General features: G+C 60.7%; 11 protein-coding genes. 7 read left to right on the top strand and 4 right to left on the bottom strand.

Annotated features, from left to right (window positions below):
- Positions 1–265: 265 nt before the first annotated feature.
- Genes NKI37_RS18710 through NKI37_RS18720 form a run of 3 tightly spaced genes read left to right on the top strand, consistent with a single transcriptional unit; the run spans position 266 to position 4365 of the window.
- Positions 266–1483: a tetratricopeptide repeat protein gene (locus NKI37_RS18710; RefSeq protein WP_352787467.1), complete on the top strand. Its 1218-nt coding sequence runs from the start codon at positions 266–268 to the stop codon at positions 1481–1483.
- Positions 1480–2304, top strand: a complete 825-nt coding sequence (locus NKI37_RS18715; RefSeq protein ID WP_031251132.1) for a FecR family protein — start codon at positions 1480–1482, stop codon at positions 2302–2304. The genes NKI37_RS18710 and NKI37_RS18715 overlap by 4 nt, the downstream gene beginning before the upstream one ends.
- A 15-nt stretch (positions 2305–2319) precedes the next feature.
- Entirely contained in the window at positions 2320–4365 is a 2046-nt protein-coding gene (locus NKI37_RS18720; protein WP_081731580.1) for a CHASE2 domain-containing protein, read from the top strand.
- Between the two features lie 85 nt (positions 4366–4450).
- Here the strand turns inward: NKI37_RS18720 and NKI37_RS18725 are convergent, their stop codons facing one another.
- The 4 genes from NKI37_RS18725 to NKI37_RS18740 all read right to left on the bottom strand — a co-directional run bounded on the left by NKI37_RS18725 (position 4451) and on the right by NKI37_RS18740 (position 7623).
- The gene (locus NKI37_RS18725) at positions 4451–5425 is read right to left on the bottom strand and encodes a L,D-transpeptidase family protein (RefSeq protein WP_352787461.1); all 975 of its coding nucleotides are present in this window, start codon (positions 5423–5425) and stop codon (positions 4451–4453) included.
- A 313-nt stretch (positions 5426–5738) separates the two neighbouring features.
- Positions 5739–5993 (bottom strand): hypothetical protein, encoded by a 255-nt coding sequence (locus tag NKI37_RS18730; protein ID WP_352787458.1) that lies wholly within the window; start codon positions 5991–5993, stop codon positions 5739–5741.
- A gap of 224 nt (positions 5994–6217) precedes the next feature.
- A complete protein-coding gene (locus tag NKI37_RS18735; protein ID WP_352787455.1) occupies positions 6218–6421 on the bottom strand; it encodes a hypothetical protein in 204 nt (67 codons plus the stop codon).
- Positions 6422–6711: 290 nt separating this feature from the next.
- Positions 6712–7623, bottom strand: a complete 912-nt coding sequence (locus NKI37_RS18740) for a LysR family transcriptional regulator (RefSeq protein ID WP_352787453.1) — start codon at positions 7621–7623, stop codon at positions 6712–6714.
- 176 nt (positions 7624–7799) lie between these two features.
- On the opposite strand from NKI37_RS18740, the gene NKI37_RS18745 reads away from it, so the two are divergent.
- From NKI37_RS18745 to NKI37_RS18760, 4 genes are all read left to right on the top strand, one after another.
- Positions 7800–9002, top strand: coding sequence for an MFS transporter (locus NKI37_RS18745; protein WP_352787451.1), 1203 nt, complete (start codon positions 7800–7802; stop codon positions 9000–9002).
- A 299-nt stretch (positions 9003–9301) separates the two neighbouring features.
- Entirely contained in the window at positions 9302–10129 is an 828-nt protein-coding gene (locus tag NKI37_RS18750) for a transporter substrate-binding domain-containing protein (RefSeq protein ID WP_023736090.1), read from the top strand.
- A gap of 144 nt (positions 10130–10273) precedes the next feature.
- Positions 10274–11554 carry an NAD(P)/FAD-dependent oxidoreductase gene (locus NKI37_RS18755; protein ID WP_023667966.1) on the top strand — a complete coding sequence of 427 codons (1281 nt, stop codon included), beginning with the start codon at positions 10274–10276 and terminating at the stop codon, positions 11552–11554.
- Positions 11555–11573: 19 nt separating this feature from the next.
- Complete coding sequence (locus NKI37_RS18760) at positions 11574–12545, top strand: amino acid ABC transporter permease (protein ID WP_023712239.1); 972 nt, start codon at positions 11574–11576, stop codon at positions 12543–12545.
- Positions 12546–13012: the final 467 nt, after the last annotated feature.

Raw genomic sequence — 13012 nt, forward strand, 5'->3', positions numbered from 1 at the left:
TTGGGCCAAATACTTCAATCGCGTGCAGCAATGTTGAGAAGAGTCTTTGAAAATCAGCGCAGCCGGAATAGGAATAAACCCGATATCTTGTTGCGCAGCTGCAACAGCTGCTGAGGACTCGCATAAGTCCGGCGACCGTTCAGTCGCCTTTTTCTTGCAGTCGTGCTAAATCCCTCGCACTAGTCGGGTTTGGGGGTGGGTTCTCGGCATGCAATCTTCGTTTCGAACGATCTTCGGCGTCGCCGCAGCGCTGCTTTGTGCCGGCGTGTTGCCGGCCGGCGCACAAGGTCTTTTTGGGGCCTATGACGATGCGTTTGCGGCCCGCATCGCCAGTCCGGCCGACAATGGAACGCTCGCCCAATTCGTCACGGTTGCGGTCAATGCTGGGCAATACGATCAGGCGATCTCCTCGATCGAGCAGTATCTGATCCAATACCCGCGCGATGCGCGCGCCCGGCTTGCGGCCAGCCGGTTGTATTATCATGTAGGGTCCTATGAATTGGCCCGGCGGCAGGTGCAGTACGGCATCGAAGTCGGAGGTCTGACCGCAAGTGAGCAACAGGAAGCTGTTCGCCTGCTCGCCCGCATCGAGCGCGCGTTGCGTGGCGTCACCTGGGAACTCGCCCTGACCGGCGGCGTATTCAGCGCATTCACCGATTTTGAGCCAGGCGGGGCGCAGGACGACGACAGCTTCGTCTCGCCTTACGGGCAGGCGGAAGGTTTTGTGCGGTGGGACCTCGGCACGCCAAGTGCCGACGCGCTCGTTCTTTCGGGGTCGTTGACCGCGACAGAGCGTCTCTTCACGGAAGACCTGTCGGTTCCGGGTGGCGAGAAGACTTTTATTCACGGCAACGCAGCGATTACCTGGGACAAGGGACTTCCCAACAGCGGGATCGATTCGCTGCGCCTGCTGCTTTCCGCGTTCACCGTTACGGATCGTTTCGACAGCGATATTTACGAAACCGGTATCGGCCTCAGTGGACGTTTCGTCGTTCGCCCGACGGTCGAGACGACGCTCTTCGCCGGTGGCGGCTACATCGATCTAAGCGCCTCGCAAGGCGTTTTCGCGGATAGCAGGGTCTTCTATGAGGCAGGCGGCAGCTACCGCTTCCGCAATGGCCAGGCGCTCGGCTTGCGCTTTGTCGGCTCGAATGACTTCGCTTCCGGATCGGGCGAAATCAGCCGCAGCTATACGGGCGAGGTCCGCTATGGCGGCCTGTTGATGAACGTACCGGATTTTTTCGCATGGTCGCACCAGATCGCCTTATCGGCCGGCCACAGCGACACTCCCGATCTGTCCGTCGGCATCGGCACAAATATCAAGAGCGACTTCTGGCGCATTGCCTCGGAAAGCGATTTTCAGCTGACGGAAGCGCAGAAGATCAGCGTCGATCTCGCCTACCGCAAAACCAACTTCGCCCTCGCCAACCGCGACCGAAAATCGTTCGAAATGCTCATGAGCTATACGTTGACGCTCAATTGAAAGAGGCCGCGATGAGGTATCATCAGATCGTCGTTTTTATCGCCTGCCTCGCCTTCGCGGCACCATCCGCTGCTGAGACGGTCGGGTCGATGACGGCCTATCAGACCATCATCGTCCGCAATAACGGCGGGACGATGAACGTTGGCGCCGGCGTCGAACTCGGCGACCAGTTGCGCAGCAATCCCACCGGTCTCGGAATGCTGGTGTTCCGGGATGAATCGAGCGCCAAGATTGGTCCAAACACCAGCCTGACGATCGATGAGTTCGTCTACAATCCGGGCTCCGGGTCGGGAAAGATCGACATCGGGATGAACAGCGGCCTGGCCCGTTTTTATGGCGGCCAGGTTTCGAAAGGGGGCGTCATGCAGGTTGCGACGCCGCACATGGTGCTCGGAGCGAGAGGCGGCATCATCGAAGTGCTGGTGGCAGCCGGCCAGACCGTCGGCATATTGCGCGCCGGCCGTATGACCTGCACGATCAATGGCAAACGGCTGGTCATCACGAACCCGGGCTACGCCTGCACGTCGGACGATGGCAAGCTTCTGGCCGGCTACGGCGGCATCGACGCCTTCCCGATCTTGGACAGTATCGACCGGATAGCGGGAACCGGCCTGCCGGGCGCACCGGGTCCTGGGTTGGACGTAAGCGCAATTTGTGCGTCCGCTCTAGGCTCCTCGCTCAAAGTCTGCGGGTCCAGGGACGGCGCACTGCCAGGAGTGGTCATGGAATTCCCTGACAGCCCAACGCCACCTGCGGGCAGCGGGGGGCGGCGGGGCGAGTGTGAGGGTGAGGGTTGCTGCTACTACTACAACTGCGATTAGGCCTGGCTGCACGAGATGAGCCACTCGGTCGGTAGGCGCTGGGCTGATTGGCGGCAAGCCGGCAGGCGCAAAATATCCGGCCTTGTGGTCGTGCTCCTGCTGCTCGCTTGCCATTTGGCTTTTGACGGGCCGTTGTCGCGCCTGCGTGAGCGGACGTACGACTTCTATCAGTTTCTCGCCCCACGTCAGGCGACGAGCAATCCTGTCGTGATCGTCTCGATAGACGACGCCAGCCTCAAGGCACATGGGCGATGGCCCTGGAACCGTGGCCTCTTGGCCGATCTGGTCGATGGCATCACGCAATCCGGTGCGGCGGTGGTCGGGCTTGCGCTGGTACTCCCCGAGGCTGACACCTCGCCTGAGGGCATCGCCGGAGACAAGCGCCTGGCAGCGGCGCTGTCCAAAAGTCGAACGGCGCTTGCCGTCAGCCTGGGCAATGAAGCGACGGTATCAGAAGCAGAACCCAAAGCCGGCTGGTCGATCGTCGGGCAAGTGCCCGATACACTTCCCGGCTTCACCGGTCTTACCGGCTCGCTTGCCGAATTCTCGAACGCCGCCGCAGGCCTCGGCGTGATTCGCACCTTGCCCGATCCCGACGGCGTACTGCGCCATGTGCCGCTGCTCTGGCTTCGCAATACCCCTCAACGCGCGCAGCTGTGGCCGTCTTTCGCACTCGAGCTCCTGCGCCTTTACGCTGGACAGGACGGTTACACAGCCCGGATGAATGCAGCCGGGTTCGACGCACTCAGGATGGCAGGCGCCATAGTGCCGCTCGAGCCGGAGGGGAGCATCCGCCTCTGGGAAACCGCCACGGACACGCCTCGCCTGTCTGCCAGCACTATCCTTTCGGGCCATGGCGATCCGCGGCTGCGGGACGCCATCGCCATTGTCGACCTGTCGGCTGTGGGCCTGACGCAGTACCTGCCCACGCCGACGAGTCCAGCGCGACCAGGAGCGGAGATCCACGCCGATGCGATCGGCCAGATGCTTGCCGGGCGCTTCCTGGCAGAGCCAGCGCACGCGCGTATGCTCGAGCGGCTCTGGTTTCTCCTCAGTGCCGTCGTTTTCATCGGGCTTTCTGGAGTGCTCGCCGGGCGTGTCGTGCTTGGCGCCATCTCCCTGGCGCTGCTGGCCGTCACGCCGTTCGTGTTCGGCGCTCTCGAGTACAGCCTGCAGGGTGCACTCTATGACCCGCTGCAGCCGGCGCTTGCAACCATCATGGTTGCGGGCTTCGAAGGCTATGTCCTCTACAGGCGCAGCGAGCAGCGCCGGTCCACCCTGACGCGACAGTTCTCCCAATATCTGTCGCCCTCCGTGGTGCAGCGCCTCGCAAGCTCGGACACCGAGGCAATCCTGTCCGGCGAGAAGCGCGAGATCACAATTTTGATCAGCGACATACGTGGCTTCACGACCATGAGCGAACAGCTCGACACCCAAGAGATCGCCAAGGTGGTCAACCATTTCCTCGGCATTGCGACCGATGAGATCCTCAAGCGCGACGGCACCATCGACAAGTTCATGGGCGATGCGGTGCTGGCCTTCTGGAACGCACCGCTAGATCAACCCGATCATCGTGAGCGTGCGCTCGACGCGGGCCTGGCCCTTATCGAGCGGGTGAGGCGCGAAGACGCCGCCTTCACCGCGGATGGCCATCGCTCCATCGAAATCGGCGTCGCCATCGAGACCGGCATCTGCTCGGTAGGCAATTTCGGCTCCGAACGGCGCTTCGATTACACCGCGATCGGCTCCCCCGTGAACCGCGCGGCACGGCTCGAATCGACGACCAAGAAGCTGGGCATCCCCCTGGTGCTTGGACCCGGCTTTGCGGCAGGAGCATCGATGCCGGTCGTCCAGGCGGGCGCCTTTGAGCTCCAGGGTTTCAAGGGCGAGGTCCCGGTTTTCACCGTTCCGGAGATGCAAGCTGCTCAACAAGGTATGAGCCGCGAACTAGAGAGCCAACGTGGTGAGCAATCTGGCGCCCCCGCCATGGTGGTTGGTTCGCCGCCATCCGTGCAAATGGCGCCGCTTGATGTTGCACCCCGAACCCGAAGCACGCGCTGATCGGCCAACGGGTCGCAGGATGCGATTGTCACGGGCACCGACGGACATCTTGTTTCGGCGACATCGAGGGATGCGACGGCTTGCGTCACTCGTCCTTGAAAGTCACCTTCATATGTTTGTGCACCATTGAGGCGAGGTCCTCGGCATCCCAGTTCGTTAGCCTGATGCAGCCGTGAGAGAAGGTCTTCCCGATCTTGCCGGGTTCGGGCGTGCCGTGAATGCCGTAGCTTTCGATGGAGAGGTCGATCCAGATTGATCCCACGGGATTGTTAGGGCCGGCAGCAATGGTGAAGGGCCGCTTGGTTTTGACTCCCTTGAATGCAAAATCGGGATCGTAGTGATAGGTCGGGTTGTGCACCACCCTTTGGATCTCTGCCTGCCCACTTGGTGCCGGCTTCTCGTCGCTCCCGATCGAGGCAGGGTAGACGGCAAGCGCTTTATTGGAGGGGTCGAGCACGCGCACCTGATGAGCGCCTTTGTCGACTTCGACGCCGGCAATGGTGGCGGGAGGTTCACCCCGGCCAACATCTGGTACCAGCAGCGTGGTTCCAGCTTTCCTGAATCCGGTGCCTGGGTTTAGCCTCCTGAGCAATGGTTCGCTCACATGGAAGCGCTCCGCCAGCTTCTCGATCGAGTCGTGATAGCCAAGCCTTCTCAGGCGAGCCATCCTCTCCATGCGCCCCGGAATGCGTTTGGTGAAGGGGCCGCGTACATCTTTAAGGGTCAGTTCATAGGTGATCAGAGCTGGGCTGGTGGAGGTTGCCATCAGCTTGTCCCAAGTCGCCTGGGTGAGCTTGCCATCTGGCGCCAGTCCGTTCGACGCCTGGAAGGCCTTGACCGCCTTGGCGAAGTTCTCTCCAAGGCGGCCGTCGATGAGCCCCGGTGAGAAGCGCGCACGATCCAAAAAAATTTGCGCCTTCAGCACGGCAGGATCGAGCCCTTTCGGATCGCCGGCGGAGAATTGCGCCTGATTTACCGCGGCTAGGTCCAGCTTGGCCGCCTCCGTCCCGCCGCATGCGAAGGCGAGTGCAATGGCGAGGAGGAGAAGGAGCCTGATCATCGATTTCACTCCTTACGTTAAATCGCACCTGATCTGCTTCTATGACGCGCTGTGGCAGATCTGGTTCCATTCGCCGGTAGGGGATCATAGGCAACCAGCCTTACGCTGCCGACCGGTCCGAGACGTTTGATGCCCATGCCTTGCCCCTCACGAGAGGCGTTGCTGGCCGCGCAGATCGGCAGTGTAAAAATGGTCTGGCCATGTTGACGTGAGCTTCTACCTTCAAACTGCCCACTACCTGGACCGGCAGTCAAATGGTCTCAGGGCAGCAAGTGAGGAGATGCGCTGGGAACCGGCTTATCGGGCGGGTATTCTATTGATCTTCGGTATCGATAGATCCATGTTCCGTCGTCACTGTGATCGCGTTGTTGCCCGCGATTGCTCTAGCGTATTCGAAGCGCTCCAACTTCTGTTCTGCCGATAGGCCTTTGAACATCGCGGTGGCCGAGTTCGTGATTTTGAAGTCGCCGCAACTCGGACAGCGAAACTCCCGGATGTCACCAACTGTCTCCGAATCAACGAGCGCCTGCTCATCTGTAATCGGGCAAATTGCGGCCATCCAAGCCATCGTGGTCCTCCGTCCTAAGGCCGTCCCCGATTACCCAAAAGGCATCGTCGAGTGCAAAATCCATTTCTGCCGACGCTCACCCCACCTGGAGTACTCCACCGAGTAGATTGCGCTCTCCACTCTCCAACCCAGAATGTGGATTAAAGCCAGTTCCTCGGCGAGCGATTTGCTGGTGAGCGGTAGGCGCTCTCGCTCTGGAGCCTCTCCCAAACGATCGGAGATGTTCATGTAGCGTCGGGCAGGACCGAAGGGCCGGAACGTGGCGTTTTCATCTCTTCGGCAATCACCAGTAGCGCCTCCAGAGCGACGGCGATCCCCGACATCACCGTACTTATGTCTACGCTGCCGCCGAGCGTCGAAAGTTCGGCCGCTCGCGTTTGCATGCTTTGGCTCAGCTCTTGTAACTTCAGGCGCAGCTCGTCATCCATGGTATGTTCTCCAAGCTTGACGCTGGAGGAACGCGCCTGCTTACAACCCGTTCCGCCGGTGGCCGCAGAGAACCAGAGACACCGCAGATGCTACAACTTGCGCTGTGGCGGCGCTTAGGATGGGCGGTGGATTGAGCCTCAGCGAATGACCGTCGGCAAATAGCGGATGCTTCAGTCTCGAAAAGGTGCTGGACGGCTCGATATGCACCGCCCCTTGGCCCTGGGTGCTGGTCCCATGCACAGTAAGGCCGTGCAAGTGCGCGCGGCCTCTGGGCTCAACATTCCAGTCGTCATGGTCCAAAGTTGTCCCAAGGTGGGTTCTCACCAAAGTGGGCGGCGAGAAGCGTCACGAAGCTTTGAACTTTGGCGGAAAGATGCCTTCTTGACGGGTACATAGCGTAGATCGACCGGCTTACCGGCTTGAACTGGGGCATCACTGTCTCCAGTTGGCCCGAACGAATGGCTTCTCCAACAAGGAAAGTGGGGCAAAGTACTATGCCTGCTCCACCCAGCGCCGCATCGCGCAGGAGCTGCCCGTTCGTTGCCGTCATCCGTGCAGTGATTTTTACCGCCACTTCCCCCTTTGGTCCGTCGAACCGCCATTTTCCGCGGCTGGCGCGCAACGCGTAGTCCAGACAATCATGGTCGTGGAGATCCGACGGCTTTGTGGGACGCCCGCGTCTGTCCAGATAATATCGCGAAGCGCAGACCACCTCGCGTGAAGGCGCGATTCGGCGAGCAACCAGATTGGAAACCGTGAGTGGAGCGATGCGTACCGCGACATCCAGGCCCTCTTCCACGATGTCAACCACACGGTCGTCCAACACCAACTCAACCGACACCTCCGGGTAGACCGCGAGATATTCTGCAACGACTCTCCCAAGGTGCATCGCGCCGAAGGAGATCGGCGCGCTGACACGCAGTGAGCCGGTGGGACGTGTCTTGCTCTCGGCCGCGCTCGTACGAACTTCCTCGACATCCTCGATTATGCGCAGACTGCGCTCGTAGACGGAGGCGCCGAGCTCTGTCAGGCTGATGCGCCGGGTCGTCCGGTTGAGAAGGCGTGCGCCAAGCCACTCTTCCAGCATTTGGACATGCTTGCTCACGGCCGCTGGCGATAGTCGCATCCGCTTGGCCGCTCCAGCGAAGCTGCCTTCACCGACGACGTTGGCAAACACGGTCATGCTGGTCAGCCGGTCCAACTGCAATCACCTCTTTCATTCACGTTTCGTGAATTCACCATCCATATCTCCCTCGATTATCAATCCGCAGTGGACAGATTATCTGAAACCAGGCCGGGATCAATTGCCCGATCCGTCTCTCTAACGTTTGCCCGAAACGTTGGCGTCGAGTGCCTTCTCGCGGGCTGGAGGTGATCATGTCTCTGACCAAAGCAGCCCTTCGGGAGAAACAGGGAGCCACTTTTCGCATGTGGCTCTCCGTGCTCACTGTATCGCTGGGTATTTTTTCGATGATCACTGCGGAGCAACTCCCTGTGGGGCTGATTCCGGCAATTTCTTCCGAGTTGAATGTCTCTATTGGGAGTGGCGGTCTCACGGTGACGATACCCGGCGTAATTGCGGCGTTCGCTTCTATCGGTTTGCCGTTGGCAGTGGGGAGGCTCGACCGGCGTATTCTGATGGCGGGCCTGCTCGCGGTAATGGCTGCGGCGAGCGTGATTTCAGCGCTCGCAACGAACTTTCCCGTTCTGCTCGCGTCCAGGCTGCTCGTCGGGATCACCATCGGTGGCTTTTGGGCGATAGCCGGGAGCATCGCAGTACGCCTTGTTCCTGGACCGTCCGTGCCGCGCGCCATGACTATTGTCTTCGGCGGTGTAAGTGCCGCTGCGGTGCTGGGCGTGCCGGCCGGCACGATCATCGGTGATCTAGTCGGCTGGCGCGGCGCGTTCTGGTCTCTCGTCGGTCTGAGCTTTGCCACACTGCTCGCCGCCCTGCTTGTGCTTCCGAAGCTGGAGGCGGCGCAGCCTGTGGAGGTGAAAGCCCTGCGTGCGCAATTGCGCAATCCCGCCCTTCTGGCGGGCGTGGTTGCGACCGCACTGCTGGTGGCTGCCCACTACGGTGCCTACACCTTCGTGAGCCCGGTGTTGCTGGAGGTCTCGGGCGTCACTGCAGGGAGCATAGGCTGGCTACTGTTGGGGTATGGCATTCTCGGAATGATTGGCAACGCCGTCGCAGGCGTCTGGGCCGCAAAATCCGTCGGTCGCACATTGGCCTGCGTCGTCATTGGGCTCGGGGCCACGCTGGCTCTTTTCCCGTTGCTCGGGGTCACGCCGCTCACAGGAACCATCCTGCTGCTAGTGTGGGGCTTCGCGTATGGCGCGGCGCCCATTACGCTGCAGACGTGGGTGCTGAGTGCAGCATCAGAAAGCGCGGAGACCGCGACGGCCATCTACTGCTTCACTTTCAATCTTGCCATCTCCGTGGGTACCCTAGCGACCAGTCAGATCGTCGACACGATGGGCGTGAACAGGGTCCTCTGGGTCGACTCCGCCATCATCCTGCTGGTGCTGCTGCCGGTGTGCCGCGCACCCATGCTTAACCGGAACATCGGAAACTCGTAGACAGCAAGCCATCCTGTGCCGCCCATCTGGCAATGATGTGATAGGTTGAAGTAGATCTTCGTTTCCTCTGTCTTGAAAGTCACGCGCGTCACATCAAACGCGGGTTCCGCCGCACCGTGCGGGTGCCGATGCTTTGCGCCCCCGGAGGACAACTGGCTACTTGAAAAAGGACTTGATCCCCTCGTCGATATGTGTGCTGATATGAGATCGATCTCATGCCGCGCTCTCAATTGCTATTTCTCTACGGGAGCGCGCTCTGGGAAGCATATGTCTGAATGACCATGAAGAGGGAGGTTCAAGTGAGGAAATTGATCGCGTGGCTGGCCTTGGCCACTACCACGCTCGCGTTCGCGTCTGCGGCGTCGGCGGGTGAAACCATCGACCGGGTTACCTCGAAGAAGGCAATGGTGGTCGCCACAAACAGCGGTTGGCCGCCGCAGAGTTTCCTCGACGACAGTAATCAGTTGGTCGGCTTCGATATCGACGTCTCGAAGGAGATCGCAAGGCGCCTCGGTGTGGAGGTCAGTTTCGACACGCCGGACTGGGCGACGATGACGGGCGGCCATTGGCAGGGACGCTACGATCTGGGTGTCGGCTCGGTGACGCCGACCAAAGCGCGGGCCAAGGTGATCGATTTCGAAGGCATCTATTATTATAGCCCCTACGTTTACGTGGTTCACAAGGACAGCCCGGCCAAATCGGTCGCCGACCTGAACGGTAAGATCATCGGCGTCGAGACCGCCACCACGTCGGAGGATTTCATCCGCAGACAACTCGAGATCGATGCTCCCGGCCTGCCGCCCATCGAATACAAGCTGGAGCCAGGTGAGATCAGGACTTTCGCCGACTCAATGCTGCCGTTCGACGATTTGAGGCTTGGCGACGGCGTGCGCCTCAACGCGGTCATCGCACCAGAACAGACGGCTCAGAACGCGATAAAGAACGGCTACCCGTTGCGTGTCCTGGAAGGCGGCTATGCCTTCCGTGAGCCGCTGGTGGTGATCGCGGAAAAAGGTGATGCCGAGTGGAATGCCAAGATCGGCGGCATTCTCGACGAGATGAAGAAGGACGGTACCCTCGCGAAACTGACCACCAAGTGGTACGGCAAGGATTACAGCGCCGACTGAGGAGCGTCGTGGATAAATCTTGAGCGGGATGCATTCAATTGAACATCCCGCTCCATCTGTTTTGTTTCAGCCGCATTTCCACGACACCGGGCGGCTCCGCCTGCCTGCAAAATGCTCTAGTGCCGCCACCTCATCATATTGATCATGACATGTCCTGACACCTATTACCGACGCACGCTTGCCGACAACACCATCAGACCGCCGCTGAGCGGCGTTTCCGAGTGCGAGACAGTCGTTGTCGGCGGCGGACTGGCCGGCCTGACGACGGCGTTGCAGCTGGCTCGCGCCGGCCAGCAGGTCGTCGTGCTTGAGGCGCAGCGGATAGGATTCGGCGCTTCCGGTCGCAATGGCGGCTTCGTCAATCCCGGTTTCGCCACCGGCACCGACAACATCGCCGCGATGGCCGGCGTCGACGCGGCACAAAAACTGCACCGCCTGTCCATCGAAGGCGTCGACTTCGTGCGGCAGACGATCCGCGATCTCGACATCAAGGCGGCAGAGCCGCGCTCCGGTATATTGAGCGTGCTTCGCCACGATGGTGGCGCCGCGCTCAAGGCATATGCCGAGCAACTGGCGCGGGATTTCGACTATCGGCTCGACTATCTCGATCGCGACCAGGTGCGAGCGGTGCTGCATTCGGATCGCTACCACCAAGGCCTGCGCGATCCCAGCGCCTTCCACATGCATCCGCTTAACTATCTGCGCGCCGTTGCTGGCGAGATCGAGCGGCTGGGCGGCAGGATATACGAGAGAACGGCTGCCGTTGAAGCCAACCTTGACGGCGCCGAAAAGATCTTGCGTACCGACAGCGGCGAAGTGCGCGCCCGCCAGGCCGTAGTTGCCACCGGCGGATATACGGGGCCACTGGTCGGTCGGCTGCAGCGGGCATTCCTGCCGATCGCCACTTACGTTATGGTGAGCGAGGAGGCGCCTGACCTCATCGCCAAGTCGATTACGACGACCGACGCCGTCGGCGATAACCGTCGCGCAGGTGATTATTACCGTGTTGTCGAAGACGGCAGGCGGCTGCTCTGGGGAGGGCGCATCACCACCCGGGCAGCCTCATCGGGCGTGTTGGCGAGGCAATTGCGCCGTGAGATGGTCACCACTTATCCGCAGCTCGAACACCTCAAGACCGAACTCGCCTGGTCCGGGCTCATGTCTTATGCCCGGCACATGATGCCCCAAATAGGCCCGTTGCAGCCGGGCGTCTGGTACCTCACGGCTTTTGGTGGCCATGGCATCAACACCACGGCGATCGCCGGCAAGTTGATCGCCGAAGCCATACTGGGACAATCGGACCGCTACCGGCTGTTCACACCCTTCGGCCTTGCCTGGGCGGGCGGCCCGGCTGGACTTGCGGTTGCGCAACTCACCTACTGGAAGCTGCAGGCGCAGGATTGGTGGCGCGAGCGGGCCCGCTGACCGCAGGGAGATCGAAGACGTGATCGGCCGACTATTGCTCAACCACCCGGACGCGGCGCGCCGCGTTGGCGTGTTCTTCGTGCTCGCCGCCATCGCCGCCGGCCTGTATGGGCTCGGCATCAAAGCCAGTTGGCTCGGCAAGCTCGTTCCGTGGTCGGTCGAGTGGCTCGCCGCCAACCCGGACGTCGGGCGGGCGGTCTCGGCGGTGCTGATCGCATTGATCTTGGTGGCGAACTGGAACGCGCTGCGGTATCTCAGCCGCAAACAGCAGATTGTGGCAGTTTGGATAGAGCTGTTCGTGTTGCTAATGTTGTTTTTCTATTCCTTCGACCTGTCCTTCGCGTTCATCGCCAAGAAGATCGGCTTCCTCGTCTCGAAGGGTGTGGTGACGACCCTCTACATTTCGGCCATTTCGATCGCCATCGCCACCCTCATCGCCTTCGTTGGCGCCATCGCCAAACTTTCCCGCAACGGCGTGGTCTATGGCTTGGCGACCTTCTATACCTCTCTGTTTCGTGGCTTGCCGTTGTTGATGCAGATCTACATCATCTATCTCGGCCTGCCGCAGATTGGCTACGTGATCGGCGCCGTGCCGGCCGGCATCATGGCGCTGTCGCTCTGCTACGGCGCGTACATGACCGAGATCTTCCGCGCCGGCATCGAAAGCATCTCGCGCGGCCAGACCGAGGGTGCTACGGCACTCGGCCTTAGCGCTAACCAGACGATGTTCCTGGTGATCCTGCCGCAGGCGATGCGGGTCATCGTGCCGCCAACCGGCAACCAGTTCATTGCGATGCTGAAGGATTCTTCGCTGGTCTCGGTGGTCGGGGTCTGGGAGATCATGTATCTCGCACGCACGCAGGGCCAGACCGAGTTCCGCCACATCGAGATGCTCATCACCGCCTCGATGATCTATTGGCTGCTCTCGATGGGGCTCGAGTTCCTGCAGTCGCGGATCGAGGACCGGTTCGGGCGCTCACTCAAGCGCTGATCGTCATCCGTGATTTTCGCCAACGCGAGTTGCACAGCACCGCAACAGCCAGCTTCGGAGAGCAGCTGCAGATTGTACGCCACAGCACGCCGTTCGGCGACGCCGTCAAGGGTGAATCAACCCGGTATTTCATCGGCTTAGCCTGATCGGAGGGCAGAATAGAGCAAGTGCTGGACGAGCATGTTCGTTGGCCGACTGCCCGGCAACTTCGACCGATTGCTGGATTTCACCCGCGCCAACAAATCGATAAAATCAACGACTTTAACATGTCCTCCGGGCCAACCATTATCGCTATGTATCGATGGTAGCCGAGTTCGCCACGTGGTTCGCCAATAGGTTTGTCAGGCAGTGGTTTGCGCGTTACCAGCCGCACGACTCGGTCCATGCCCTGCACAGCCAAACGCACCGGCGAGGTTCCCGGGAATGAAGCTCGGCATGGTGTTTCGTTCCTTTGAAGTGGGCGTGTT

Source organism: Mesorhizobium sp. M0626 (assembly GCF_040320665.1).
Classification (GTDB): domain Bacteria; phylum Pseudomonadota; class Alphaproteobacteria; order Rhizobiales; family Rhizobiaceae; genus Mesorhizobium.

What these genes read in the sequence shown, in the direction of transcription:
- NKI37_RS18735 (WP_352787455.1), bottom strand. Translation starts at nt 6,421, where the DNA reads ATGGATGACGAGCTGCGCCTGAAGTTACAAGAGCTGAGCCAAAGCATG.
- NKI37_RS18745 (WP_352787451.1), top strand. Translation starts at nt 7,800, where the DNA reads ATGTCTCTGACCAAAGCAGCCCTTCGGGAGAAACAGGGAGCCACTTTT.
- NKI37_RS18725 (WP_352787461.1), bottom strand. Translation starts at nt 5,425, where the DNA reads ATGATCAGGCTCCTTCTCCTCCTCGCCATTGCACTCGCCTTCGCATGC.
- NKI37_RS18755 (WP_023667966.1), top strand. Translation starts at nt 10,274, where the DNA reads ATGACATGTCCTGACACCTATTACCGACGCACGCTTGCCGACAACACC.
- NKI37_RS18730 (WP_352787458.1), bottom strand. Translation starts at nt 5,993, where the DNA reads ATGGCTTGGATGGCCGCAATTTGCCCGATTACAGATGAGCAGGCGCTC.
- NKI37_RS18720 (WP_081731580.1), top strand. Translation starts at nt 2,320, where the DNA reads ATGAGCCACTCGGTCGGTAGGCGCTGGGCTGATTGGCGGCAAGCCGGC.